Source organism: Allobaculum sp. JKK-2023 (genome assembly GCF_034745455.1).
Taxonomy (GTDB): domain Bacteria; phylum Bacillota_I; class Bacilli_A; order Erysipelotrichales; family Erysipelotrichaceae; genus Allobaculum.
This window is the reverse complement of record NZ_JAYERV010000003.1, coordinates 1,903,317-1,929,371: the sequence shown is the minus strand read 5'-3', so window position 1 is coordinate 1,929,371 and position 26,055 is coordinate 1,903,317. Positions and strand designations below refer to the sequence as shown.

21 protein-coding genes are annotated in these 26,055 nt (G+C 46.2%); 9 read left to right on the top strand and 12 right to left on the bottom strand.

Translation table 11 applies throughout. From position 1 onward, the window contains the following. Positions 1–14: 14 nt before the first annotated feature. The 6 genes from U4956_RS07780 to U4956_RS07755 all read left to right on the top strand — a co-directional run bounded on the left by U4956_RS07780 (position 15) and on the right by U4956_RS07755 (position 8,084). On the top strand, positions 15–1,256 hold the full coding sequence (locus tag U4956_RS07780) for a LacI family DNA-binding transcriptional regulator (protein ID WP_323089996.1): 1,242 nt from the start codon (positions 15–17) through the stop codon (positions 1,254–1,256). A gap of 128 nt (positions 1,257–1,384) precedes the next feature. Then, entirely contained in the window at positions 1,385–1,768 is a 384-nt protein-coding gene (locus U4956_RS07775) for a VOC family protein (protein ID WP_323089994.1), read from the top strand. A 468-nt stretch (positions 1,769–2,236) separates the two neighbouring features. After that, complete coding sequence (locus U4956_RS07770) at positions 2,237–2,725, top strand: hypothetical protein (protein ID WP_323089993.1); 489 nt, start codon at positions 2,237–2,239, stop codon at positions 2,723–2,725. A 242-nt stretch (positions 2,726–2,967) separates the two neighbouring features. After that, a complete protein-coding gene (locus U4956_RS07765; RefSeq protein WP_323089992.1) occupies positions 2,968–3,831 on the top strand; it encodes an AraC family transcriptional regulator in 864 nt (287 codons plus the stop codon). 235 nt (positions 3,832–4,066) lie between these two features. After that, a complete protein-coding gene (gene melB, locus U4956_RS07760; protein WP_323089990.1) occupies positions 4,067–5,536 on the top strand; it encodes a melibiose:sodium transporter MelB in 1,470 nt (489 codons plus the stop codon). 283 nt (positions 5,537–5,819) lie between these two features. Continuing rightward, complete coding sequence (locus U4956_RS07755; RefSeq protein ID WP_323089988.1) at positions 5,820–8,084, top strand: alpha-galactosidase; 2,265 nt, start codon at positions 5,820–5,822, stop codon at positions 8,082–8,084. Positions 8,085–8,436: 352 nt separating this feature from the next. Here the strand turns inward: U4956_RS07755 and U4956_RS07750 are convergent, their stop codons facing one another. The 3 genes from U4956_RS07750 to U4956_RS07740 all read right to left on the bottom strand — a co-directional run bounded on the left by U4956_RS07750 (position 8,437) and on the right by U4956_RS07740 (position 10,570). Then, positions 8,437–8,886: a MerR family transcriptional regulator gene (locus U4956_RS07750; RefSeq protein ID WP_323089986.1), complete on the bottom strand. Its 450-nt coding sequence runs from the start codon at positions 8,884–8,886 to the stop codon at positions 8,437–8,439. Between the two features lie 582 nt (positions 8,887–9,468). After that, positions 9,469–10,287: an alpha/beta hydrolase family protein gene (locus U4956_RS07745; protein WP_323089984.1), complete on the bottom strand. Its 819-nt coding sequence runs from the start codon at positions 10,285–10,287 to the stop codon at positions 9,469–9,471. Positions 10,288–10,339: 52 nt separating this feature from the next. Then, positions 10,340–10,570 carry a hypothetical protein gene (locus U4956_RS07740; protein ID WP_323089982.1) on the bottom strand — a complete coding sequence of 77 codons (231 nt, stop codon included), beginning with the start codon at positions 10,568–10,570 and terminating at the stop codon, positions 10,340–10,342. 475 nt (positions 10,571–11,045) lie between these two features. Between U4956_RS07740 and U4956_RS07735 the strand changes: the two genes are divergently transcribed. After that, on the top strand, positions 11,046–12,032 hold the full coding sequence (locus tag U4956_RS07735; RefSeq protein WP_323089980.1) for a hypothetical protein: 987 nt from the start codon (positions 11,046–11,048) through the stop codon (positions 12,030–12,032). Between the two features lie 496 nt (positions 12,033–12,528). After that, positions 12,529–12,837 (top strand): hypothetical protein, encoded by a 309-nt coding sequence (locus U4956_RS07730; RefSeq protein ID WP_323089979.1) that lies wholly within the window; start codon positions 12,529–12,531, stop codon positions 12,835–12,837. A gap of 406 nt (positions 12,838–13,243) precedes the next feature. On the opposite strand, the gene U4956_RS07725 is transcribed toward U4956_RS07730, so the two are convergent. From U4956_RS07725 to U4956_RS07705, 5 genes are read right to left on the bottom strand one after another with little or no spacing between them, the layout of a single operon-like run. After that, a complete protein-coding gene (locus tag U4956_RS07725) occupies positions 13,244–14,497 on the bottom strand; it encodes a DUF4038 domain-containing protein (protein ID WP_323089978.1) in 1,254 nt (417 codons plus the stop codon). Next, on the bottom strand, positions 14,491–15,987 hold the full coding sequence (locus U4956_RS07720; RefSeq protein ID WP_323089977.1) for a glycerol kinase GlpK: 1,497 nt from the start codon (positions 15,985–15,987) through the stop codon (positions 14,491–14,493). Before U4956_RS07720 ends, U4956_RS07725 begins: the two co-directional genes overlap by 7 nt. A gap of 1 nt (position 15,988) precedes the next feature. Beyond that, on the bottom strand, positions 15,989–16,960 hold the full coding sequence (locus U4956_RS07715; protein ID WP_323089976.1) for a transketolase family protein: 972 nt from the start codon (positions 16,958–16,960) through the stop codon (positions 15,989–15,991). Then, complete coding sequence (locus U4956_RS07710) at positions 16,957–17,775, bottom strand: transketolase (RefSeq protein ID WP_323089975.1); 819 nt, start codon at positions 17,773–17,775, stop codon at positions 16,957–16,959. The genes U4956_RS07715 and U4956_RS07710 overlap by 4 nt, the downstream gene beginning before the upstream one ends. Before the next feature lie 2 nt (positions 17,776–17,777). Beyond that, complete coding sequence (locus U4956_RS07705; protein WP_323089974.1) at positions 17,778–19,172, bottom strand: L-fucose/L-arabinose isomerase family protein; 1,395 nt, start codon at positions 19,170–19,172, stop codon at positions 17,778–17,780. Positions 19,173–19,518: 346 nt separating this feature from the next. On the opposite strand from U4956_RS07705, the gene U4956_RS07700 reads away from it, so the two are divergent. Continuing rightward, the gene (locus tag U4956_RS07700) at positions 19,519–20,517 is read left to right on the top strand and encodes a LacI family DNA-binding transcriptional regulator (RefSeq protein WP_323089972.1); all 999 of its coding nucleotides are present in this window, start codon (positions 19,519–19,521) and stop codon (positions 20,515–20,517) included. A gap of 232 nt (positions 20,518–20,749) precedes the next feature. On the opposite strand, the gene U4956_RS07695 is transcribed toward U4956_RS07700, so the two are convergent. The 4 genes from U4956_RS07695 to U4956_RS07680 form a co-directional block, all read right to left on the bottom strand. Beyond that, entirely contained in the window at positions 20,750–22,234 is a 1,485-nt protein-coding gene (locus U4956_RS07695) for a PTS transporter subunit EIIC (protein WP_323089970.1), read from the bottom strand. A gap of 323 nt (positions 22,235–22,557) precedes the next feature. Further along, on the bottom strand, positions 22,558–23,382 hold the full coding sequence (locus U4956_RS07690; protein ID WP_323089968.1) for a PRD domain-containing protein: 825 nt from the start codon (positions 23,380–23,382) through the stop codon (positions 22,558–22,560). A gap of 145 nt (positions 23,383–23,527) precedes the next feature. After that, a complete protein-coding gene (locus U4956_RS07685; protein ID WP_323089967.1) occupies positions 23,528–25,063 on the bottom strand; it encodes a family 43 glycosylhydrolase in 1,536 nt (511 codons plus the stop codon). Continuing rightward, positions 25,063–25,524: a PTS glucose transporter subunit IIA gene (locus U4956_RS07680; protein ID WP_323089965.1), complete on the bottom strand. Its 462-nt coding sequence runs from the start codon at positions 25,522–25,524 to the stop codon at positions 25,063–25,065. The genes U4956_RS07685 and U4956_RS07680 overlap by 1 nt, the downstream gene beginning before the upstream one ends. Between the last annotated feature and the right edge of the window lie 531 nt (positions 25,525–26,055).

The following is a 26,055-nucleotide window of genomic DNA, read 5'->3' as shown; positions in this document are numbered from 1 at the left end:
AAGGCGGTATTTGGATGAAGAAATACACAATGGCGGATATCGCCCGCGAGGCCGGGGTCGCCAAAAGCACCGTCTCCCGCTACTTCAATCAGGGATACATCAAAGAGGAGACCCGTGAAAAAATCCGCGCCGTCGTTGAACGCACCGGTTTTGAACCCAGTGCCGCTGCTTCCAATTTAAAAGCAAAAGAAACCCGGATGATTGGAGTCGTTGCGCCAACAATGACCTCCCCTTCGAGTGGACGATTGCTCAATGCGATGGATAATGCCCTGCGCGATCAAGGCTATGCCTGCCTGATTTTAACGACAGACCACCATCTCGAACGGGAAATTGCCGCCGTTGAATATCTGCGCTCATTACGCGTTGATGGCATTGTCCTGATTGCGACCAACCTCAATTCTCAGCACCAGAAGCTCCAAAAATCCAGCCGTGTTCCTTTCCTGGTCATGGGTCAGCGTTTTCCACAGGGAACTTCCATTATTTACGATGACTATCAGGCAGGACTGCAGGTTGGTGAATATGCCAGCGAAATGGGGCACAAAGATATTGTCTACATCAGCGTCAATCAGTCCGACTATGCAGTAGGGCACGAAAGACGACGCGGGGTTATGGATGGATTGGCTCATCATACCGAAGTCCACAATGTCCAGATGAAAGAAATCGCCTTCTCCTATGATCAGGCCCGCGAAACCACCCGTGAGATTTTAAAAGAACACGTTCCGGATTTGTTCATCTGTGCAACGGACCAGATTGCTTTAGCCTGCTATAAAGAGGTGCGCGAAGCCGGTCTTCGGGTTCCGGAAGATGTCTCTTTAATCGGCTTTGGCGGCTACGACTTATCCGAACTTCTTTCTCCTTCCTTAACAACCATTCGGTTTGACTGTGAAGCGGCCGGTGAAGTGTGTGCGAACACCCTGATCTCCATGATTCATGAAAAAACCGTCCCAACCTTGCAGGTTCTTGGATTTACCTTCCGCAAAGGCGGATCGGTCAGCGATCTCAATGAAGCAAACGAACCGTTTCGAAACAATGAGGAGATAAGCGAAAACAGAGACGAAGAAATAAATGAAAACAGAGACGAAGCAGGCGAAGAGAAAAAAGAGAGAAGGGATAAGGAAACAGTGGAAGTGGACATTGCGGCAAAAGCAATGGATCCAAAAAAGTCCGGCATGAAACAGGACGAAACTGTCCTCTCTCTTGCCCCTGAAGGACAATCCATCTCAGACTCATTTTCCAGATCGATGGAACAGCCTTGAACTTTTGCTTTTTGGATCGGTCAATATGGCATCTTGTTCACGCCTGCCTACCGATTTACACTTTAAAGGATAAGAATCAAATGGCCGAAAAGGAATCTGATTTTTCCGGCCTTCAGAAAGGATTTTCCATGAAAATTGAACATGTTGCCCTCTACGTTCAGGATCTTGAAAAAGCCAGAGAATTCTTTACCAAGTTTCTGGGAGGAATTTCCAACGAAATCTATCACAACAAGAAAACTGGTTTCCAGTCTTACTTCATCACCTTTGAGGATGGTGCCCGCCTGGAAATTGTGACCAAGCCCGGCCTGAAAACAGCTGATCCAAACGAACCTCTTACTGGCTATGCCCATCTGGCTTTCTCGGTAGGAAGCAAAGAAGAAGTCGATCGTCTGAGCAGATTGCTCGATGAATGCGGCTATCCGGTCACCAACGGGCCAAGAACAACTGGCGATGGGTATTACGAAAGCGTTATTGCTTCCGTTGAAGGTTTCCCTATCGAAATTACGATCTGATTTTTTCCAGCACCCGAAAGCTGCTGGCTTTTCTTTTTGGAACAAAGAAAAGAGAGGCCTGCTTTGCCTGAATACTGGTTTAAATCCTGGAAAGAGCACCTTTATCCGTTCAACATTTTAACTGTTTTTTTCAACAGATGCTTCTTCTTGTTTTTCGCGGCTTAACTATACTGAAACTGCCTGATTGCAAAGGCTGTATCGTGTTGTCAAGATTCGTACAGATCAAAAGCAAAACAGGACAAGCAGAAAAGCTGGGAAGAAAACAGAAGAGGGATGAAGAAAATGGCAGAAAAAAGAAGGATAGAAAAGAAAGCAGACCGGATCCGTAAAATGGTCTTGGGAGTGGTTTGTATCGGAATTGGCAGTGGGTTCTTTCGATACGCAGGCTTTGGTGCGGATCCATTTACAACGATGAATCTGGGAATCAGTTCTTTACTCAATCTCTCATTTGGAACCTGGCAGCTGATTATGAATGCAGCCTTGTTTATTCCGGTCCTTTTATGGGGGAGAAAAACAATTGGATTGGGTACTGCTGCCAACATGATTTTTGTCGGATATCTTTCAGATGCGATCCTTTTCATCATGAATGGCCTGTTCAACGAATCAACTCTGGCCATTCGCCTCATGATTATGGTTGTGGCTATGGTGATCGCCTCATTTGGGGTAGCCTGCTATATTGTTCCAGAACTCGGTGTTGCCCCCTATGATGCTCTCCAGTTGATGATTGAGCAGCATTCTAAAGGAAAAATTTCGTATCGAGCGGCTCGCATCGGATGTGATGGTCTCTGTATAGCCCTGGGTGTTATAGCTTGGCTGGCTGCCGACGGCAAACTTTTATCTTTGGTTGGAATTGGAACCATCGGCAATGTTTTGATGATGGGGCCGATCATTCAGTTTTTTAAAGATCGAATGACAACACCCCCATTCCAACAGACTCTTTTTCAATCCAATTCATGACAAAAGCATGAGTGAAATGAGCAATTAGGAACAGAAAAGAAATAACTCCCTTATAGACAGCCATCATTTTTGCGTTATATAAAGAGAACCAATAGCCTATTTACTTTGAAAACAACGCCTAGCCATTCACTGCTTTCATTGTGGCTGCCAAGCCATGATGTTTATTGGGAAAATTAATATCCAGCTGATCCTCAAGCATCTACTCCGTTCAGATAATGAGATCAGGAAGGAGAACGAAGACCATGGAAGAAGCCCGCGTCATTGAATTCAGCGACGAAAACCAGATCGATCTGGAACTCTGCTTTGCCGGAATCAGCCAATGCGCGCCTTTGCACAGCTATGGGCCGGCCGTAAGACCAAACTATCTAATTCATATTGTTTTAAGCGGAAAGGGAATTTTCCGTCAAAATGCTTCATCTTATACTCTCGAAGCCGGACAAGGTTTTTTGATTGAACCTGACCAGGTCACTTTTTACCAGGCGGATCAAGAGGATCCATGGGAATATGGCTGGGTAGGATTTCGCGGAAACCGGGCATCAAGCCTTTTGCAGGCCCTGGATCTTGGCAGCGAACACCCTGTCTTTTCCTGTAAGAATACCGAAAAGCTCAAAGATCTGATTTTAGCCATGATGGGCATTCAGGGCAGCCATCTCTCTGCCAGACTGCACAGAACAGCAATACTGACCGAATTTTTCAGCATTCTGGCCTCTGAACTTCATGTAGATTCCTCAAAGAACGAACTCAGCCGCAGTGAATATGTCAAGCAGGCGATTATCTATATCCAGGGCAACTATGACCGGCCCATTCGAGTTTCGGATATTGCTGCCCACATCGGAATTGACCGCACCTACTTGTATATGCTTTTTGTCGATCATCTGGATACTACGCCCAAGGAGTATTTAAAGTTGTATCGGTTGACGCGTGCCCGGGAACTTTTAAAAGTGACCAATCTGCCCATTTCCTCGATTGCCGAAAGCTGCGGCTACAGTGATCCGCTTGTGTTTTCCAAGGCTTTTCGCCAAGTCTATCAGATCACGCCCTCCAACTGGCGAAAAACGCGCAGTCAAGAAATCACAAAGAAAGCGAAAGAAGAAAAACAATCATAATCTATAGTCTACAGTCTATAATCTATAGTCTGTAGTCTATAATCTATAGTCTGTGAAAAAAGACCTGCAGCGCATGGCTGATTTTCAAATCATCTATGTGCTGCAGGTCTTTTTTGTCCCTCTATATTCAACAAAATGACTGTTTAATTTAACAAATGGCTCTCTGAATTGGAAGCGATTACAGGATATACTTGGCTCACAAGTCAGGCGCACGCCTCAAGAAAAGGAGAAAACTATGAGTCAACCTTCGAAATCACCGTCCTACAAAAAAGTATCAGCTCGTGAAAAGTATGCCTTCGGCATCGGTGCCATCGGAAAGGATGCGATCTGCAATATGGTCGGCTCCTTTTTGATGCTGTACTTCACAGATACCTTGTTTCTCGCCCCCGCATTCGTCGGTATCCTGTTTTTCGTCGCCCGGATCTGGGATGCCATCAACGATCCGATGATGGGAATGATCGTCGACAACACCCGTTCCCGCTTTGGCAAGTTCAGAATCTGGCTGGTAATCGGAACACTGGTCAATGCGGTTGTTTTTATCCTGTTATTTCACACCTTTAACCTGCAGGGAACTTCCCTCTACATCTATGTCACTGTGATGTATATCCTCTATGGCATGACCTATACGATTATGGATGTTCCTTACTGGTCCTGGCTGCCAAATCTGACCAACGATCCTCATGAACGTGAATCTGTTTCAGTCATCCCCCGATTCTTCGCCTCTCTGGCCGGATTTAGCGTGGCAACATTCGGCTTGTTTGTCATCAACTGGTTCAACCAAAAAGCAGGTCTCGATAATCTCTATGCTGAACATGGATTTACAATGTTTGCCATCATGATCGCCATCCTCTTTATCGTGACCATCGGCATTACCGTTTTGAATGTCAAAGAAGAATCCACTCTGGATGCCAAAGCCGAAAAAACGAGCTTAAAACAGGCTTTAAAAATCATTGTTGAAAATGATCAGCTGCGAGCATTTATCGGATTGCTTCTGACTTTCAATCTGGCCACCCAGATCGCCAAAGGATTTGCGGTTTATTACTTCAAAGCTGTTTGTGGAAATGAGTATCTCTATTCTGTTTTTGGAATGGCCATCCTGGCTGAAATGGTCGGTCTGGTGCTGTTTCCTTCCATCGCAAAGAAACTGTCTCGGCAGAAAGTATATTTCTTAGCCTGCGGATTAGCTGCTTCTGGCCTGGTTCTGCTTGGAATCTTCGGCTTTGTTCTTCCACAGTCTGTTCTCGGGGTTGTTCTTTCCTGCGCAGTCCTGTTTTTCGGATCCGGTCTTTCTTTAGGAGTAACAACCTGCTGCATGGCCGATGTCATCGACTATGGTGAAGTTCGCTTCGGCGTCCGCAACGAAAGCGTTCTCTGCTCGGCGCAGACATTCCTGATGAAGGCAGCAATGGCTGCAGCCGGTGGTTTAACTGGTATTGGCTTGAGCCTGGTTGGCTATAAAGCCGAACTGCCGGTCCAGAGTGCGGTAACGATTCTGGGGATTCGGGTTTTGATGATCGTGATTCCTGCTTTACTTGCTGTGTTGAGTCTTTATATCTACAAACGTTTCTATACGCTTAAAGATGATCAAATGAGGGAAATCACCCGCAAACTCAACGAAAGAAAAGCAACGTCTGTTCAGGCAGAACCTTCTGTAAATCCAGACTGCGATCAAGATGCAGAAGATTTATTGCCTGAAATGTCCTGATCTATCCCAATCAGTTTTTACAAAACCTGATCTGGAGGGATCCTTCCATTCTATATTTCTTGTCCATATCCCTTGCCCATAACAAATTGGCATGAAGTGTATCCACCGTTGGTTCAGATGGCTCTGCAAAAACAGCCAATTAGAGTTTGCTTGCAGAGCCCGTTCTGTTTAATGAAGCATTGGATTGATTTCAAACAGAATAAAGCAAGGAAGAAGAAATAGAGAAAACCTGACAATGTATAAAAGCCAGCAATGCATAAAAATATAGAAAGGATTTTTTACAATGGAAGCCCAAATTTTTGTTTCCGACGACAGCAAAGTATTTCATCTTACCAATGGCTCCTTCAGCTACATCTTCCAATGTCTGCCTGATGGTCATTTATCTCATCTCTGGTCTGGAAAAGCAGTCCGGCCAGACGCTCAATACACCCATTTTCATGAAATTTATCCGCGGCCGATGACCAGCTGCCCCAATGAGAACAGCTGGTATTCACAAGAACATACCGCCCAGGAGTATGGCACCTTTGGCAGTTCTGATTTTCGCTCTCCAGCTCTTGAAATCAGACATCCGGATGGGAGCACGCTTTCTGATTTCCGATTGAAATCGTGGACAATTCAGGAGGGCAAACCTGCCTTAAAGAGGCTTCCTGCCACCTATTGCGAAGACAGCACCGAAGCCAAAACGTTAGAATGTACTTTATGGGATGAAAAGAATAATCTGGAACTCGTTTTGTCCTATACCATCTTCAGCCGTGGCAATGTTATCGCTCGAAACAGCAGACTGATCAACCATGGCCAGCAGCCTGTTTATGCGACAGATGTCCAATCTTTGTGTCTGGATCTTCCTGATAATGACTATGAATGGATGCAGTTTTCGGGTGCATGGGGCCGGGAACGACATCTCAAAAACAGAAAACTCGAACAGGGAATCACCGCAATCGGCAGCCGCCGCGGTCATTCCAGCCATAACCACAATCCTGTTGTTCTTCTCAAACGGCCCTATACCGACGAAACCCAAGGCGAAGCCTTTGGCATTGCCTTGGTCTATTCAGGGAATTTTCAAATTCAGGCTGAATGTGACACCTATGATCAGACTCGCATTCTTGCAGGGATTCATCCGGATGGATTTTCCTGGAAACTCGAATTCGAAGAAGAATTCCAGTCTCCAGAAGCTCTTCTAGTCTGGACAGACCAAGGATTAAATGATCTTTCGCAAACTTTCCATGCACTTTTCCAAAAGCGGCTGGCCAGAGGATACTGGCGGGATCGTCCTCGTCCAATTCTCAACAATAACTGGGAAGCCACAATGTTTGATTTTGACGAAGAAACCTTGGTCAAAATTGCCTCCAAAGCTAAAGAGTGCGGTGTCGAGTTATTTGTTCTCGATGATGGGTGGTTTGGTGATCGCCGCAATGATAAAGCCGGATTAGGAGACTGGGTTGCCAACCCAACTCTTCTGCCCCATGGCATTGCCGGCCTTTCCAAACGGATCCACGAATTGGGCATGGAGATGGGACTCTGGTTTGAGCCGGAGATGGTCAACAAAGATTCCAATCTCTATCGCCAGCATCCGGATTGGATTTTAGAAGTGCCAGGGCGCACGCCTTGCCAGGGGCGTAACCAGTTTGTCCTTGATTTTTCGCGTCAGGAAGTTGTAGAAGCCATCTATACCATGATGTGCGCCATTTTGGATGAAGCAGATCTTTCTTATATAAAATGGGATATGAACCGATCCATCACGGACTGCTATTCTTCTGCTTTACCTGCAGATCGGCAGCCTGAAACCGCACACCGCTACATTCTGGGTGTTTATCAGTTGTATGAGCGCCTGATTCAGCGCTATCCCAAGATTCTCTTTGAGTCCTGTGCCAGTGGCGGCGGCCGCTTTGATCCCGGCATGCTCTATTACGCCCCACAAGCCTGGTGCAGCGATGATTCCGATGCCATTGAGCGTTTGAAGATTCAGTATGGGACCTCCTATGCCTATCCGATTTCAAGTATCGGCGCCCATATTTCAGAAATTCCCAACCAGCAGGTCTATCGCAATGTGCCCCTTCATACCCGGGCCAATGTAGCCTGCTTTGGCACCTCCGGCTACGAACTCGACCTTAACTCTCTGGCAGAAGACGAGTTGGAACAAGTCAAAGAGCAGATTTCATTCATGAAAAAAAATCGTGAACTGCTGCAATTTGGAAAATTTTACCGCCTGCAGTCCCCTTTTGATGGCAATGTAACCAGCTGGATGGTCGTCAGCAAAGACCAGAAAGAAGCCATCGTCGGCTGGTATCGGACACTTAGCCACGCTAACCAGCCTGCTTCAAAGATCCGCCTGCAAGGGCTTGACCCCAACTGCCGCTATACTATCACCACCCAGGGCTGCCATCCTTACCAAAACCATAGACCATATGGCGATGAGCTGATGAATATTGGCCTGATCACCTCGGATGGATTGTGCGGCCAGGTAGGTGTTATGGATAAATATTATGGTGACTTTGATTCCCGACTGTTCCTAATCAAAGCCGTCGAACCTGAAGAACTCTTGGTCTGAACCAAAAGCCTAAAACAGTTTACTCATTTATAAAAATTTGAATCTATGAGGTTTTGAACTTTGCCTGCTTTCAAAAGCCGGTAAGCGCAAGACCTCATTTTATTTGTCTGATTCAGCGTTGGAAATCCAGCAAGAGGCCATAATTTAAGGCGCATGCCTTCTGTTTCCTTCCTGAACAGACAAAAGCAATCATGAAAAAAAGGCTGCCCATTAAAAGACAGCCAAGGCGGCAGGCGCCGGATTTTCAAAAAAAATACACCATCACTTTTCAGTCCAATTGCAGAAACAGGACTGGCAAGCAGGTGCAATTCTGTCCCCCAGTTCTGACTTCATCGCTCCAAAAAAGACCGCTTCAATGCTCTGGAGTCTCCTGTTTCAGACGACTCCAGACCTCCCGGATTGCGGGGGGCATCTGTTCGGGTGGAATCTGGTCGGCGGCCTCTTCTCCCATTTCAATTGCCTGTGCAAAATACCAGCATTTGTAATCAATCATGGCAAGCGTCTCGGCCAGTTTATCCATTTCTTCTTTCATCACCTCACGCTGCGCCTCCAGAAGCTGGAGACGTTCGGGAAAGGTGCTTTCTCCTTGTTTGGCCCATTCCAGAAACTGACGGATTGCCTTGATCTCCAGTCCACTTTTCTTCAGGCAGTCGATTGTTTTAATAATTTCAATCTCGGCTTCACTGAACTGACGGATTCCGGCATCTCTTTCTAAATCGGGGAACAACCCTTCTCTGTCATAATAACGAAGCGTGGAAACTGGCAGTCCTGTCATCTTCGATACCTGGCCAATCGTGTACATCCTTTTTCCTCCTGATCTGTTTCCTCTTCTCAATTCAAATGAGCAGCCTGCGGCTGCAAGAACAGGGTGGCGGCAGGCGCCAGAAAACCAATACGCAATGGTCGGGGGGAAATCCACTTCGTTCAGCTTTCGGGCTGAATTCAAATGGTCGTAATATCCAGAAGGCATAATTGATCCATTTCAGCCACGATGTCCTATCAACTTTATCCAGTGTTGATAGTAGACCTAAAGTTTGGTTAAGGATGTAGTTTTATGAACCGGGAAATATCACTTTGTATCCGGATTGATAGAAATGGCCTGAAAAGAAGATTTCTGACAACTTCCCAGCGCTGAATTCGATTGATTTTTTCCTTTACAATAAGCCGATCAGACCTTTCAAACGCTTCATCTGCTTCAGGGGCCTTCCATTAAAAAAAGCCCGCAGATCCAAGGAAGATTCCTCAGGCAGGCTGTCGTATAAATCCTTATAAATCCTTATAAATTGATAGAAATGCACTTGGACTTAAAGTTGGTTTATCCCTGATTCAGGCAACTATTATACCTGAATCGATCATTTATCCGGTATCCATCAAAAATGAAAGATCAGGAAATATTCCCGCTGCTGATGGCAGCTTCTTTTGCCGGTTCAATCCAGTCAATGACTTTTTCAATCTGCGAATCCCAGAAATCCCATTCGTGACCCCCTGGCTGCAAATCCAGCGTCACAGGAAAGCCAGCATTCGTTAATGCGCCATAAAGGCCCTGAGTTGCCGGAAGCAGCGGATCTTCCGTTCCACAGGCAACATAAAAACGCTGCTCTTTGTGGTTTTTGACATTGTCTGCAATCTGCTTGAACAAATCATCTTCCGAACCTTTTATACTGCCTCGTAAATGACCTGAGCAGCCTACATTGAACTCGCGATCTTCCAAAACATTCGGACTATCCACTTCTGGAATCATTTCATCGACCAGAATCGCTCCCGAAAGGGAAATGACACCGCCAAAGGTATCCGGATTGCGCAAACCATTGATCATGGCTCCCCAGCCGCCCATGGACAGACCGCCGATAAAAGTATCCTCCTTGCAAGTGGATAACGGGAACATTTCTCTTGTCAGTTCCACAAGCTCTTTACCGATAAATTCCCCATAGTCCTGCCCACGGCCATGATTGACGTAAAAATGGTTTTCACCTGCCGGCATCACCACCGCAAGATTGTGATCCATCGCCCAACGCACGACCCGGGTTCCCATCACCCAGTCGGTATTGTCTCCAAAGATTCCATGCAGCAAATAGAGCGTCTTGAATGGTCCTTTCGCCATCCGTTTTCCATTGGCATCGACTTTATCACTGGGTAAAACAACCGTCACTGGAACTGTGCGCATCAGAGCGTTTGAATAAAGATTCGCATTCAGAATTGCCATACATATCTCCTTTATCTGTTTATTTTCTCGATTTATCACCGATTTTCTTCTTCTATTTTGGCTCATTTTCCACATTTCGAACAGATATCGTTTTTGATTTTCCTGGCTTCCACAACTTATCGGACTGCTCCACCGCCAATCGATGCCTATCTATATAGATCACTCCATCCAAATCAGCAGAACAGCTTTTTTCACTCCAAAAATCTAAGTATTCATTTTTTTCGGAAAAACTTCCTGGTTTTGAAACATCCTCAAGCATCTTGCGTACATAGAAGTGAGTCATGGGTTTTGATGCTGCTCGTTACGGACAATCGGATGGCAGTGAAAGGAGGGAGCACATTCTTAAACTTGAATCCTGAGAATTTTTCCAAAAATGTTCCAGCTTTTTCGATACATGCCCCTGATCTTGCGTATATGAGAGTGAGCCGTGGATCTTAGATGCTATAAAGTCGTGCTTTGAATCCATTCAGCACGGTAAATCAAGGCAAGGTTTTGAAATTTGGATCCAATACAAATTTCCTGTAAATCTATTCAGTTCTGAAACGCCCCTCATCCTCCTGCGTATAGATATGTGAGCAGAGGATATTGGCCTTCAGTTCTGAATTTAATCCACCAGATCGGTTGCAACGAACTGATCCGATTCTTGTTTTCGTTCAACCAGCTTTATTGCGGTGATGGAATCAAATGGATTGAAAAATGATCAGATTGACGGTAGATCCTCTGAGCCAAATATGGTACAAGGAAAGGAGAATAAAGAAATGGCATTCCAAAAAGTTGAAACATCAATTGCACAGGGACTTCGAACCACCGAGTTGCAGGCGGATTATGATGCCTGCTGTAAACGTCTTTTATCGGAAAAAGTAATTCTGGCCAATCTTCTTAAAGGAATCGCAGAAGAATACAAGGAGTGTTCTGTGGAGAATATCGAAAATAGGTACATCGAAGGAAAACCTGCGGTCTCTAAAGTTCCAACAAATTCTGATAAGACCCCTCCACTCATTACCGGTATTGATACGGTGCATAAATATGAAGATCATGAAGGCGTTCTTTATGATATTCTGCTTAAATCCCATGTTCCTGATTCGAAAAATCAGATCGATCTGATCATTAATGTAGAAGGACAAAAAAATCCTGAATCTCACCGTCGATTAATGGCACGCACGGTATATTACGTCAGTGAAAATATTGTGGTACAAAAAGGGCGAGTATTTACTGGAATTCATTACGAAAACATTCAGAAAGTCTATTCGATCTGGATCTGTAAAAACCAGGCTAAGTACCGGGCCAATACCATCAACCATATTCAGCCGGCTTGTTACCCGCAGTATGGTAACTGTCCGGAAAAGAAAAGCGATTATGATTTGTTTGATATCGTCCTGATCTACCTTGGTGACGAAGAACCCCCAGAAGACGCCCCAGAGATTATTCGCTTGCTCTATGTGCTGCTTTCAAACAAAATGAGCGCAGCAAAAAAAGGCGAAATTCTAGAAAAGAAATTCAACATTCGCATGACTCAATCCATGGAAAAGGAGATGAATACTATGTGTAATTTAGGTGAAGCACTCGCACAAGAAATCGCACAAGAAAATGCTAGAAGCGTTTATTTAAATGTTCTCAATAGTATCTGCACAAAATCTAACTATTCTGTAGAACAGGCAATGGAGTTGGCAGGTATTCCAGAAAATGAGCGCCCCGAATACCTTGAGCTGCTTCATAAGCAATCAGAATCCGAAGAAAAGAAGTAACATGCAGTTTGCACAGGGACTTGTTTAACAAATCCACTTGCAGGGCACCAAAGTTCTGAGTGAAAGTCCGGGTATCAAATTTAAGGATGCAACAGATCTTCTCAAGATCCCAGACACTAAGGTCAGATATACCGAAAATCTGATTGTCGTTAGACGCCAGAAAGTGATCTTTCTGGCGTTTTTCCTGTTCTGCTGGAATTTAACAATCTGCGAATGTTCATGGTCTGAAGTTTCAGATTCTACTGGTATTCGTTTGAGTCTGGAAAATCAAACTCCCCTTATACTATTGTTTAGAGATGGACGCGAAAAACGCCTCTGGCCCAAGTATCCTTCATTCCGATCGACATTCAAAAATACTCAAAAAATTCTTTTCCATTGGGAAACAAAATTGAAGATCCTGCGTATATGAGAGTGAGCAGCCCACAGATAATCCCGCTCATTTCAGAGAATTGGATCTGTAAAGAAAATGAACCCTGACAAGGAGGAAATACGACAAATGGAAAACGATCAAATTTTGCCTGGTGATTTTGAAGTCGAAATGGAAAAGGAACTGAAGAAGGAATTGGATGAATCGGGCCTTACAAACCACCCACTCAGCCATTCCTTTGCAAAAGGATATAGAAAAGGTTACAGACAAGGATATGTGGCAGTAACAAGAAGACTCGAATTAAACGCTCTTCGTGCCCTTCACAAAAACATGAACATTTCATTTGAACAGGCCATCGATCTGTTAGAAGTTCCAGACATTCTGCACGAAATTTATCTGGAACTGCTCAACGAAGACCACGATTTTTCTGAAGAATAGAATCAGCCAGCACTCTTCCAGCCAATCGCATGCCGATCTGGTCGTCTCAGATGAACCGGTCAGTTTGCCCAGACTCCCCATAAAACTCGGCGCATCGACAGAACGCGGCCCAACCAATAATCAAAGAGATCAATAAACAGACAAACAGAAAATCCAATTCTCCCTGCGCCAGGACATTGTTTCTGGCGTTTTTTCATATTCAAATGGCACTTGGATTCTGATTCTAGTGGTATTTATGGTCTATAGTTTTCAGGTTCTGCTGGTATTTTTTCCTACATTTCCCTTTTTCTGGTCTGGCCTTCTTCAGGTCCTGAAAAATCAAAAAGCCACAGACCGAGAGAATCTGTGACTTTTTACAGATTGAAAGGATGAGGAAATCCCTGAGGTTTGCATCTTTTTGCGTGGTTCAGTCTTTTGCAGGATGAGCAAGAATCAGAGCATCCTCGTGGAATGGATGCATATCAATGATGGTCAGATCCTCTTTATATACAGCCGGCAGAGTGCTCACAAACCGGTCGGCCAGGTCGATGCATTCAAACTGATAATTGCTTAAATCACCATGCAGACGAACTTTTGTATTGGATGGCACGTAGATGTACAACTGACCATTCTGGTCTTCAGCCACCCGGATGTCTGTGGTCTTGTTGGCCAGAAGATCCTGTCTTGGCGTGATTTCTTTTCCTTCCAGGATGTGACGGATAAAGCCATAGTCCCATGCACCGGGAAAATTCATGGCTTCCGGCCAGGATTTGGGCATATCAAAGCCTTCGCCAAGTTTGGCCATGAAGTCTTTGCCAGCCTGGTGCCAGCTGTAAATGCCAGCCGCCCCATAGGTGATTCCTGCACTGGCTCCCGATAATAAGGAAACCCAGGCAGCCCTGCGAACATCTCGTCTGGTCCAGCGTCCATACTGACCACCTGAATAGCCCATTTCTTCATAGCACGGTTCAGAATTGAGCAAAGGTTTCGATTCATACAGTTCCTGCATCTTTTCGGATAAGGAATAGGGCATGGTCAGATCTTTGGCATTGTGGCCGCTCTGGTAGAAGTGCAGATCGAGATTGTCTTCTAATTCTTTAGGAATATAGGAATATCTGCCTTTGATATGGGTCGTATAGAGGCCGTCTGGATGTAGCTTTTTGAGTTCATTGCAGGCTTCGATATAGTATTCTTCCGTCAGACGTTCTGGGAAGTCAGTATCGCCGCTGATGACATAGACTGGATCGAGATCCGAGAAGGTCTCATCGACTTTCTTCACATAAGGAACGATGAATTCTTTAGGCAGAATATCCGTCGGGAACATTTTCGATGCCCATGTGCCTGGAATGTAGTTGCACCATAAGACAACCAGCGCCAGTTCAAAGCCTTGGTCTTTGGCCTTTTGAGCCATTGCGCGGGCATGTTCGAAGTAGGCGTCATTGAGCTTCATCGGATCCTTATCCACAAAAGGTTTCCAGTCCAGATCCGTTCCGGACGCATCCCATTGCGGAAGAATATTGATCTGAATGACGTTAAAGCCCTGGGCTTTTCGCTTGGTAAGATAGTAGTCCCACTCCTGGTCGGAAATATTGGTGAATGCTGACCAGCACGTATCCGCCAAATAGAAGAACGGTTTGCCATCACGCGTCAGATTCTTTTTATTTTCAGTAATTTTTAACATGTTAGCGTCTGCCTTTCTTTCTTTTCTTTCTGGATTCTCTCAATCGCGTCATACCAGCGATCCATCCGTTTTTTCCATTCTGTCATGTCCATGACAGGGGTATACACCTGATAGTCACGCATCGCAAACAAATCTTCTTTGTGATACACGCCACACGAAATGCCAGCCAGATAGGCCGCCCCAATCGCAGAAAGTTCTTCCTGACAGGAGACCAGGACATTGGTATGGGCGATATTGCTTAAAAACTCCATCAGATAGCGGTTTTTGGTTGGCCCGCCATCGACTTTGACTTCCCGCAAAGCCAGTGCGGAATCACTGGCCATCGCGTTGAGAATATCGGTAATCTGATAGGCAATACTTTCCAGCGCTGCTTTGACGATTTCTTTACGTCCCGTTGTCCGGGACATGTTGCAAATCATGCCACGGGCTTTCTCATCCCAATAGGGAGCCGATAATCCTGAAAAAGCAGGAACAAAGATGGTTTCATCCAATGGATTGGCGCTTCTGGCCAGCTCTTCGGTTTCTTTCGCATCCCGGACCAGTCCAAGATCATCCTGCAGCCAGGAGATCACGGCCCCCGCGTAGTTGATATTGCCCTCAAAGGCGTATTCAGTTACTCCATCAATGCGCCAGGCCAGTGAAGTCGACAGGCCGCGCTTGGACATCGTGCAGGTATCCCCAATATTCATCATGATCGAGGATCCCGTACCCATTGTAGTTTTAACCTGTCCTTTTTCATGACAGCCCTGGCCATATAAAGCGGCATGAGAATCCCCCATCACGGCATGAATGGCAACCGGACCCGGCAGCAAGCCATCCAGATCGGTATAGCCAAACAAGGCATTGGAATCCACGATTCTGGGCAGCCAGTCAGGATTGATGCCAAAAATCTCGCAGAGTCTTGGTGACCAGTTCCCCGTCTGCAAATCAAAAAGCTGGGTGCGGCTGGCGTTGGAGGCATCGGTTTTGAATTCCTTGCCACCAGTCAGTTTGTACACCAGCCAGCTGTCGACAGTGCCCAGATGAATCTTGGGCATCTTTTCCAGATCAGACAGTGCGTGGTCTAACAGCCAGCGCATTTTGCCTGCTGGATAGTAAGGGGAAAGCACAAGACCGCTGATCTGACGAATTTCGTCTTCCAGTATCCGGAACTGCTCAATGACTTCACTGGCTCTTGAGCATTGCCAGACAACCGCATTATCGAGTGGGTTGCCGTTTTCATCCCACATCAGGGTCGTTTCGCGCTGGTTGGAAATGCCAATGGCCGCAATCTGGCCGGGATCAATGCCGGCTTTGCGGATGACATCACCGCTGCTGGCCAAAGTATTCCAGTATAAATCCATCGGGTTATGGGAAATATAACCTTTTTCATTGATCAGCTGCTCATGGCGGCGGTCCGCACGGGCAATCAGGTTTCCCTTTTCATCAAAGAGAATGGCTTTGGTGCCCTGGGTAGACTGATCAATGCCCAGAATGTATGGTCCAGCCATTTTACTGCACCGAGGCTGCCGAGGGAATTGTGCTTTGCCCTCGGGATTTTTCAATCGCCTGCAGGGTGGTTCTGGCAATGCCTCTGGCATCCAGGCCATATTCTTTAAAGATTTCCGTATTGGTTCCCGCAACCAGATGGGTATCGGGCAGATGCATTTCAACTAAAGGTTTAGGATCATTGGCGCATAAAGCCTGAGCGATCTGGGAGCCAAGGCCGCCGTATTGAGAATGTTCTTCGACGCTGATCACGACTGGAACTTTCGAGGCCATTTCCAGCAACGTCTTGGTGTCAAACGGTTTGAGGCAATACATATCCAGCACGCCAACTGAAAAGCCAAGACTTTCCAGTTCTTCAGCGGCCTCTTTGGCAAATGGAACCATTTCGCCAGCTGCAACAATCAAAGCATCGGTTCCGCTTTGAATGACATTGGCCTGGTTGAGCACGAAGAGCATGTTTTCATCATAAATATCAGCAGTGGCCGAACGACTGACGCGAATATAGGCAGGCAGGTTATCTTTGAGCAGTTCCTGAACGAGTTTTTCCGTCTGGAAATGATCTGAAGGACAATACACCCGCATACCCGTTAACGCCGTCATCGCCGCAAAGTCCTGGGTGGAATGATGCGTCATGCCCAGGGCTCCATAGCTGACCCCGCCGGAAATCCCGATCAGTTTGACATTGGTGCTGGAGTAAGCCACATCGACTTTAACCTGTTCATAGCTGCGGGTCGTCAGAAAGCTGGCAGGGCTGGCCGCAAAGACCTGCATGCCCCCAGCGGCAAGCCCCGCCGCGATCCCCACCAGATCCTGCTCCGCAATGCCGACTTCAACAAACTGGTCTGGATAAGCTTTGGCAAAAGGCGTTAAACTGCCGCTTCCTCGCGAATCGGAGCAGACAACGGTCAGATCCGGATTGGTTTTAGCGGCTTCTAATAAGACATTGCAGATCGCCTGACGGTTCGTAATACTCATGCAAGGACCTCCTCAATTTCGGCAATTGCCTGTTGATACTGTGCAGGATTCATGATGCCATGGTGCCAGGAAATCTGGTTTTCCATAAACGAAACCCCTTTTCCTTTGATCGTGTGCGCAATGACTACGGTGGGTTTACCTTTATATTCAGCAGCTTTGGTATACGCGGCGCGCAGCTGGGCAATATCGTTGCCATCAGCCACTTCAATGACATTCCAGCCAAAGGCTTCAAATTTCTTGTTTAAAGGAGCAGTAGACATGACTTCATCGGTCGTGCCGGAAATTTGCAGGCCGTTGAGATCAACCGTCGCGCAAAGATTGTCGAGGTTGTATTGAGCGGCGGCCATCATGGCTTCGTAGTTCGAGCCTTCCGCCATTTCACCATCCCCTAACACCACATACGTGCGATAGGAGCGACCTTTTCGTTTAGCCGCTAAAGCCATACCGACACCAATGGCCAGCCCATGACCGAGCGAACCAGAGTTGATTTCAATGCCATTGACTTCGGTATTGGGATGCCCGATAAAGCGGGATCCATATTGGGAAAAGGTTTCGATGGCTTCGCGTTTGTCGAAAAATCCGCAATCGCCAAGCACCGCAAACAATGCATCCGCACAATGCCCTTTGCTCAATAAAAAGCGGTCTCTATTTTCATCGCCAAAGTTTTTGGGCGAAACATTCATCACTTCGTTATATAGAACGTTGAGAATATCCACGACACTTAAATCACCGCCGACATGACCGGCTTTGGAGCGATCCATCATTTCGAGAATATCCCGGCGTAACTGCCAGCTTTTCCTTGTCAGATCATCCATGTCTATTCACCTCGTAAAATTGCTTTCACTTCTTCTTCATTGTTGTCATAAAGATCTGGAGTAATGTTCAAATATTTGCAGGCCTCATACAGAATGGGGACGATATCCTGGTGGATGCCTACACAATGGTGGATATAAGGGCCTTCCACGATCTTGGCTTCCAGGCGTTTCCAGTTTTCAACTTCGACCCAGCAATACGTTCCTTTTGTAAATGGACCATCGACCACTTTCGCATTGCCCATTAACATGGAATATTCACCATTGTCCCCATCAAACCGGCATAACGTCACATTGCCAGAACGGGCCTTGGCTTCAACAGCTCCCGGATGATCAAAGGCCAGGGGAAAACCAATCACCGGTTTTGTTTCCAGACAGGATTTAGGCCAAGGACCGCAATGCTGGAGAAGTTCCGCGTTGTCGTTATCTGGATGACGAACCGTCCAGTCCGCAAAGAAGGTCCGATTTTCTCCCATGCCGGCTGCTTCCGCCATCACCGCGGTAATAGCCCCATGAATATCGGTTTCACACACAACTGGCAGACCTTCTTCATTCAGCAGACTGTTGGCCGCACAAGGCATAATGCCAATTTCCGACTGAAGAGCGTTCCAGCACTGAATGGCAATGGCATTGCAGCCGTATTGATCAGCTAAAGTACGCATCGCGATCTTTAAGCGGGCAATCTGTTCCAGGGCCTTATCCGGAACACGAATTTCAAAGTGCTCGCGGCAGTATTCCATCACTTCGACTACCGATTGGGCATCCAGATTTCTCATGGTAGAAGTCAGTTCCGGAATTGGAATTGGCGAAAGCTGAATGTTGAACTTTTCAAGCAGCTCCCCTTCGTTGCACATCGTAGACCAGAAGTCGAATGGACGCGGGCCGATCTGTAAAATACGGGTGTTTCGGAATGTTTTGACCACATTGCACACGGCCAGAAAATTGCGGATGCCGCGCTCGAATTCAGGATCCGAAAGATTGCAGTTACAAAGATAAGTAAACGGAACGCGAAAACGGCGGAGGACTTTACCGGTTGCAAACACACCGCATTGGGAGTCGCGCTGACGGATGCCGTTTTCATCCGGCCGTTCATCTCTTGGAGCCCATAAAAGAACTGGGACATTTAAAGCTTTTGCGAGTCTGGCCACTTCGTACTCTGTTCCAAAGTTGCCATGCGGCACAAACAGACCATCAATCTGTTCGGCCAGAAATTTTTCCTGGATTTTTAAACGATCGACATCGTCATGTAAAAGACCGTCATCAGCGATGTCATCGATATCCACAAATTCCACACCCATGTCACGCAGCTTTGCGCGGGTGTAGCCAGCATACTCAACAGCAGCTGGAGCAGAGAAAATAGTGCGGCGGGTTGGGGCAAGCCCGATTTTGATCGTATGCATAGAAATCCTTTCTCTTCTCGTCAATTTGACTTCTGTTCTTTCTTGAGCGGTTGGGTTTTCTTCTGTTCTTTCCTGACAGATTTGGTTTTCTTCTCTTCCGTTTTTCCAAGACTTCATCTTTCTGGATCCTGATTTTTTGCAGGCAATCGAAATTCTGGAAGAAAAAGAAACGGTATGACTTAAGCTGGAAAACTTTCCCTGACAGATTTTGCGGGTTATTTTTTTAAACCGATAATCCGGTTATAATAGGTTTGATTCCATTTTTCTGGCTTTTGGTCAGAAAAACGTTCACCTAAAGCAGATTCAGCATGCATTGCGACATCGAAACAGAGAGGAAGATAGAGAGATGAAAGTTACTGCCAAACAGATCGCCGAAACGATGGGCATTTCTACCGCTGCCGTATCCATGGCCCTGAACAATAAATCTGGTGTCAGTGAGAAACTCCGCCGGGAAGTGATTTCCACCGCCCGCTCGATGGGCTATGACTTTACCCGGATCGACGCCAAACGTTCGGCCTCTAAAACTGTCGGATTTGTCTTCTTCCATAAAAACTTTGTCTTCGATACGCCCTTCTTTACGGAACTGGCAACCAGCACCGAACTCTATCTCAAACAGAGCGGCTATCAGCTTTCGGTCTGCCATATTCATGATCTGGACAATATTGATGAACAGGTCCGTCTCCTGGAAAACTGTCACTACGCAGGGATTATCCTGCTTGGAACCACCATGTCACGTGAGGAATTTATGCCCTTCATGAAGCTGAGTGCGCCGCTGGTTTTACTGGACACCCGCTTTCCAGGCGTCAATGTCAATTCCGTCTCAATTGCCAACCAGGATGGGGCATTTGCGGCCACGGACTATCTGATCTCCCGCTGGCAGGCCCAACCCGGCTATCTGCACGCCAGCCAGGCCGTTGCTAACTTTGCCCAACGGGAAGAGGGATTCTTTGGAGCCGTCCGGGCGCATTCGATGTCGGTTTCTAAATCGATCATCCACAAGCTTTCGCCTTCTTTGGAGGGAGCATGCGCGGATATGCTGGCAATTCTAAAAAACGGTGAACCCATTGCCCGCTGCTATTTTGCGGACAATGATGAAATTGCTTTAGGCGCCATGCGGGCGTTTAAAGAAGTGGGCTATCGCATTCCGGAAGATGTTGCCATCATTGGTTTTGACAATCTGTCTTACTCTTCCATTGCCCAGCCTCCGCTTTCGACCTATCACATTCCCAAGGGCTTCATGGGGCTGAGTGCGGCTTCTCTGTTGCTCAATGTGATCCAAAATAAATATAAAGAAACGGTGAACGTACAGATCAATGGCAAACTGATCATCCGGGACTCGGCCTGATCTTCTCTTCGAACTCGAATCTCAAAGAGACTCATTTCTCTTATAGCTTTTTATTTAAATATTTTAAATAAAATTGATTTATTTAAAATAGAAAGAAAAGGTCCAAGGAATCGCAAGTTTCCTTGAACCTTTTTTTATTCTTCCTTTGTCTGGCCGGTCAGACCCGACAGACCCGAAAAAGGAATTGCACAGTTCAGGAATGGTTAGAACTGAGTAGAACGTTCAGTTTGAATTAGATTTTTGCAGGTTTTGCTTCTTCATCGTCATCAATTGCAGCGTTGTTTTTCTTGCGGTTGCGTACGCTGGCTTTTTTCGCTTTCCAGTCCGCTTCCACTTTCCCTTCGCCAAATCCTAAGACAAGTCCGGTTGCCAGGGAGCAAAGGAATGCAGCTGCACAGGCAATGCAGGCATTGATGAAGTTAGAAGCAGGACCGCCGGCATACTGCAAAACGGTTAAGAAGTTGGAAGCACCCATGGTATAGACCGCAACCCCAAACAGGCCGCCGATCAGACCGCCAATAAATCCACCGATGATCTGCGAAATCATCGCCTTTTTATTGACAAGCAGTTCGCCAAACAGAGTCGGTTCAGAAATACCACCAACAATCAGTGTAATGACGTTGGCACCAGCCATCTGCCTGGTCTGGCCTTTTGTTCTTAAGAAGAAAGCCAGAGCCATACCCATTAAAGCGTAGTTGGCAATGTTGGCACCGGACAGAACGATTGGGTCGTAACCCAGTGTTGTAATGTTGAGTAAGGCAATCTGAACAACGGCCACATGCATACCTGTGGCAACCATGAACGGCCAGAATGCACCGATAATCGCAATTGCAACAGGACCAGCCACCTGATATAAAACTTCAAATGCTTTTGCAAGACCAAGACCAATCGTATTTCCAACTGGAGCCAGCAGGCAATACATCAAAGGAACCATGACAATCAGCGTGCAGAATGGAACACCGATGACCTTGATAGCGGTTGGAATATATTTCTGGAAAAACTTATTCACATACATCAAAATCCATACCGTTAATAAGGAAGGCAGAACGGACTGTGTGTAGTTGTTCAGCTGCATCGGGAAAATGCCGTAAACATTGAATGGTTCACCGGCCGATACAATTTCCAGGATGTTCGGGTCAATCAGTAAAGTCGAAAGCAATAAGGCAAGTGGAATACTGGTATTCAGTTTTTTAGCTGCACCATAGGCAACAAAGACCGGCATGAAGTAGAATCCAGCGTTTCCTACGATGTATAACAGCTGCATCAGCTGGCTGTCTTCCGGGAACAGATTGAACATGGATGGTCCAAACAGGGCATAGAACAGTTTGAAGAATCCGGCACCCATCATGATCGGCAGGATTGGAGCAATCGATCCGGAGATGTAATCCAGCATTTTATTGGGAATGGCTTTCCAGCTGAAAGGTTCTTTTGGCCCATCGAGGTTTTCATCAATGGCAGCCGCTGCCCCAAGGCCAGTCATGGCGCAGAATTCAGGATAAACATCCGATACGTTCTGACCAATGATGATCTGGAACTGTTCGCCCGAGAACTGGGCGCCCAGAACACCAGGAATCTTTTTCACATCGTCGACCTGGATTTTGGATTTGTCTTTGTAGTTGAGACGAAGACGAGTCATGCAGTGTACTGCGCCGGTGAGGTTTTCCTTGCCACCAACGGTTTCGAGAATCGAGGTACACATTTCGGTATACTTAGCCATAAGTTCCTCCTGATTTCTTTTCTCTTTGGCTGGTCATGATTTTCATGACTTCAAACAGTGTGGATAAAGCGGATAAAGTTGATAAAACAGTGATTCATGCAAAACAATGCTTGCTGCCAATCAGGCAGATTGGCAGGTTTTGAAAGGATCGATTTCTCGATCATCAGGCCCTTGCCAGATGGAATCTGGTTTTGGTTTATGTCTTTCTCGTCAGCCAATGCGCGCTTTTGTCATCTGAGAAAAAAACCTGGTTCCTGTTCAAAGCGCACAGACATGCTGAAAACATCTATGGACTTTGAACAGGAGCCAGGTTAAGCCTTTCGTTACAATCCTTCTCCTGAACATAGACGGTTGAGGTGGATCATCAGATAGAGCATTTCCTCTTTGGAAGGCTCTACACCAAGCTCACCCGTCATGTAAGTTTTTATTTTTTGGATACTGTTTTGAAGATTGGGATACTGCTCATACATTTCATCAAACATCCGCGCATTTTCTGAGTTTTCCTTATCCATTGCATTGGAACGCTTAAGGACATACTTCAGATGCGTAACAAAGCGGGAATAGTTGAGACTGTTGCGGTCAATGATGAGATTCATCTCACTTTCGATGATATCGGTGATATCATCAACAAACCGTTCCGTGTCATCTTTTCTTGCTTCATTGATGGATTGCGCCGCGTTGAGAAAGTGCAGGGCAATGTTGCCAGCTTCACTGCTGGGAAGTTTTACTTTTCCAGCTTTTTCCATCATCTTCACGGCCCACTGGCCAAGGCGGTATTCACGTTCATATAAGTGCCGGATCTCATTGCTCATTGGGTTACTCACGAAGAGCCCCGCCTGGGCATTTTTGATGCAGCTATGAATATGGTCCGCCAGTGCGAAGACAAAGGCTGGCTTGATCTGAATTCCCAGATACCGCTGGCCCTTATTGGTGATTTTCATCGCCAGTTCCAGAATCTCTGGGGAGATTTCCGTCAACAGAGACTTGTAATGAGAGTCCAGATTGTAATATGTCTCATCAATCTGGTCCAGGGAGATTTCGTAAGGGGCTTTTTTAAACCCGATTCCCTTGCCGATCGCAATCAGTTCGTGACCTTGATCATCGAGACATACAGCAACGTTGTTATTGATATTTCGAACGACTTTCATTCTGTTTGTCTCACTCCTCTTTATGTTTCCCTGAGGACATCTTTAGAATATCTGGATTTGGTACCGCTGTCAACACATAATTTAAGTAAATTTAACTTAACTTTTTATGCCTGTTCACTTAATCAATAAAAATTAAGTCGAACATTTAGCTCATTTTGAATCCAAAAAGGTCGATTGGGCCGCCATTTTTTACGCGGCAATACAGTGCGAATGCTTCGTCAGGTAAATCTAATCCAGCATGGACCGTTTGGAATCTTTTTTGAATACAATCCGAATCAGATTTTCCAAGGTTCAGAGAATCTCTCTTTTCAGGTAAATTTTCACATATTGTTGGTGCAACTTCAAGAGACGCAACAACTTCTCCATCTGGGGTAAAGCTTACTTCAACAATTGCTGGCTCGCCACTCAGATTCTGGACACTCAGTGCCAGTTCCACATGCTGGTGGTCTGGATCCACCTGGAAATACCGATATCCCACAATGGATCCAGCCCGCAAATTGGCCACATATGAAACGCCATCTTCAAGCAGGATCACGGGAGATTGCGAATAGTCTGTCTTTTCATCCGCTTTGACAGCTCCCTTCGGTCCCTTTAAAACACAGGCAATGGAGGCTGGAAATTTTCCCTGGGCGGGAAGAGGGCCATCATGAAGCCCACAGGAAGTCATCAAGGCCTGATTAAATGTCCCATCGGGATTCATTGTCAGCTTTTCAGCCACTCCCTGCCGCTGGTATTGGCTTCTTCCGGTATGCCGATGGCCAAAAATGTAGTAGTTTCCATTCAGTTCGATCGCTGAACCGTGGTTATTGGCATAGTTGAATTCCGGTTTGCCATCCTCGCTCAGGCCGAAATTCCCATTGGAATGCAGAACACCCTTATATTCAAAGCCTGACATCGGATTGTCGGACATGGCATAGCACAGTTCATGACCATTCACGCTCGAATAAATCGCATAGTAACGGCCATTGAACTTGCGCAGGGAAGACGCTTCAAAGAATTCATGGCCTTCAAAGCCTGTTCCAGCTGAATTTGCCACGCCCGGCAGACACGGATATGGGCCTTCCTTGATTGTCAGCATATCGTCATCCAGTCGGACCACATCACTGCCATCCAGAGTCATCGAGAAATTTTCTGCAAGTTCTGGCGGCAGTTTCTTCCGAATTCGTTCCATCACTTCATAAGAAGTAGAAAAACCCGAATACAGATACACCTGGCCATCGTCATCCACAAAGATCCCAGGATCAAAACACTGATGTTCACCCGGCTTTTTGCCCCAGACGATGCCATCGGAATAATGGACATGACCATAGAAATGGAAAGGTCCTTCCGGCTTATCCGACATTGCAACAGAAATCGTATCCGCTGTATCCAGGCCATAATACAGATAGTACTTTCCATTCTTTTCGCACACGTCAGGCGCAAACATCCGGTGTTTTCCGTTATCGTTGAACGGATCTTCCTTTCCGGTATAAGTTATGCCATGGTTTGTCCAGTTCGATAAATCGTCTAACGGGGCAGACCATACTGTGTATGGCGCTTCGCAATAGATCGATCCCTCGTATACATCGTGAGAGCCGTAGATATACAGCCGGTTTCCAAAGACATGGGGTTCGCCATCCGGGACGAATTCCCACAACGGCAGATAAGGATTAAAAACCGGCTTTTTGGCTGCAGCTGCCATTATTTCACCAGCACTTCTCCGGCTGAGGTGGCTTTTTTGCCTAAATTGAAGGCATGATCATAACCTGCCGGGAAAACAACCATCGTTACTGTCTTATAGCCTTTGTCTTCAATTTTCTGGCGCTCAATTTCCACGATTGGCTGGCCGGCTTTAACTTTGTCGCCCTGACGGATGAGTGGGCGGAACCCTTCGCCATTGAGATCGACTGTATCCAGACCGATGTGGACAATGCATTCGATGCCGTCTTTGGTTTTGATGCCCACCGCATGACCGGTTGGAAAGACACTTTCAGCGGTTCCCGATAATGGGGCGACAATGGTATTGGCTTTTGGAACAACCGCAAAGCCATCCCCCATCAGTTTCTGGGAAAACATCTGATCAGGCACTTCACCCAATGGAATCAGAGTTCCATCCGTCGGGCTGACAATTTTGAATTCTTCTTTCTTGAAAAAATTAAACATGACTCTTTTCTCCTTCGATCCCATCGGATCCTGGCTTGAGCAACAAAAAAACTTCTCCATCTGCTTTCAAAAATCCGCATCAAAAAACACACTTCAATTCTGAGTTGTTTTTCGAACGAATCGGGAAAGCCTTCCGGAGAAGTTACAAGCCGTTTTTCGTTTACGCCCTTATTTTATAGAAGCTTTTCTTCAGATGTCAACGCTTACAGGAATTTTTTGCGGCAAATGCAAGAATCTGCTCCTTACCATCGAGTTAAACAAAACAGACACTGCCAATTTCCAGGACTGTCCTTTTGTCCCTTGGATCCGTACTTTTCCATAAGAGCTGCATCTTCCCTAAATTCCAGTATTCAGATGTTCATCGATATCGATAAACGAGTTGTCGAAGTGTTCGACAAAAATTCATCGAAGCGTTCGACAAAACAAGTGTCGAATCGATGAAACGTTATCCAAACCAGTCCATTTCAGGCCTTCATCCAAACTGTAAAAAACGAATTCTGTCGGCCAAAAGCCAGACAAAATCCGTTGTTG

Excerpts from the sequence above, each read along its gene's own strand:
- U4956_RS07780 (WP_323089996.1), top strand. The coding sequence starts at position 15 with ATGAAGAAATACACAATGGCGGATATCGCCCGCGAGGCCGGGGTCGCC.
- U4956_RS07775 (WP_323089994.1), top strand. The coding sequence starts at position 1,385 with ATGAAAATTGAACATGTTGCCCTCTACGTTCAGGATCTTGAAAAAGCC.
- U4956_RS07770 (WP_323089993.1), top strand. The coding sequence starts at position 2,237 with ATGAATGCAGCCTTGTTTATTCCGGTCCTTTTATGGGGGAGAAAAACA.
- U4956_RS07765 (WP_323089992.1), top strand. The coding sequence starts at position 2,968 with ATGGAAGAAGCCCGCGTCATTGAATTCAGCGACGAAAACCAGATCGAT.
- melB (WP_323089990.1), top strand. The coding sequence starts at position 4,067 with ATGAGTCAACCTTCGAAATCACCGTCCTACAAAAAAGTATCAGCTCGT.
- U4956_RS07755 (WP_323089988.1), top strand. The coding sequence starts at position 5,820 with ATGGAAGCCCAAATTTTTGTTTCCGACGACAGCAAAGTATTTCATCTT.
- U4956_RS07750 (WP_323089986.1), bottom strand. The coding sequence starts at position 8,886 with ATGTACACGATTGGCCAGGTATCGAAGATGACAGGACTGCCAGTTTCC.
- U4956_RS07745 (WP_323089984.1), bottom strand. The coding sequence starts at position 10,287 with ATGGCAATTCTGAATGCGAATCTTTATTCAAACGCTCTGATGCGCACA.
- U4956_RS07740 (WP_323089982.1), bottom strand. The coding sequence starts at position 10,570 with ATGACTCACTTCTATGTACGCAAGATGCTTGAGGATGTTTCAAAACCA.
- U4956_RS07735 (WP_323089980.1), top strand. The coding sequence starts at position 11,046 with ATGGCATTCCAAAAAGTTGAAACATCAATTGCACAGGGACTTCGAACC.
- U4956_RS07730 (WP_323089979.1), top strand. The coding sequence starts at position 12,529 with ATGGAAAACGATCAAATTTTGCCTGGTGATTTTGAAGTCGAAATGGAA.
- U4956_RS07725 (WP_323089978.1), bottom strand. The coding sequence starts at position 14,497 with ATGTTAAAAATTACTGAAAATAAAAAGAATCTGACGCGTGATGGCAAA.
- U4956_RS07720 (WP_323089977.1), bottom strand. The coding sequence starts at position 15,987 with ATGGCTGGACCATACATTCTGGGCATTGATCAGTCTACCCAGGGCACC.
- U4956_RS07715 (WP_323089976.1), bottom strand. The coding sequence starts at position 16,960 with ATGAGTATTACGAACCGTCAGGCGATCTGCAATGTCTTATTAGAAGCC.
- U4956_RS07710 (WP_323089975.1), bottom strand. The coding sequence starts at position 17,775 with ATGGATGATCTGACAAGGAAAAGCTGGCAGTTACGCCGGGATATTCTC.
- U4956_RS07705 (WP_323089974.1), bottom strand. The coding sequence starts at position 19,172 with ATGCATACGATCAAAATCGGGCTTGCCCCAACCCGCCGCACTATTTTC.
- U4956_RS07700 (WP_323089972.1), top strand. The coding sequence starts at position 19,519 with ATGAAAGTTACTGCCAAACAGATCGCCGAAACGATGGGCATTTCTACC.
- U4956_RS07695 (WP_323089970.1), bottom strand. The coding sequence starts at position 22,234 with ATGGCTAAGTATACCGAAATGTGTACCTCGATTCTCGAAACCGTTGGT.
- U4956_RS07690 (WP_323089968.1), bottom strand. The coding sequence starts at position 23,382 with ATGAAAGTCGTTCGAAATATCAATAACAACGTTGCTGTATGTCTCGAT.
- U4956_RS07685 (WP_323089967.1), bottom strand. The coding sequence starts at position 25,063 with ATGGCAGCTGCAGCCAAAAAGCCGGTTTTTAATCCTTATCTGCCGTTG.
- U4956_RS07680 (WP_323089965.1), bottom strand. The coding sequence starts at position 25,524 with ATGTTTAATTTTTTCAAGAAAGAAGAATTCAAAATTGTCAGCCCGACG.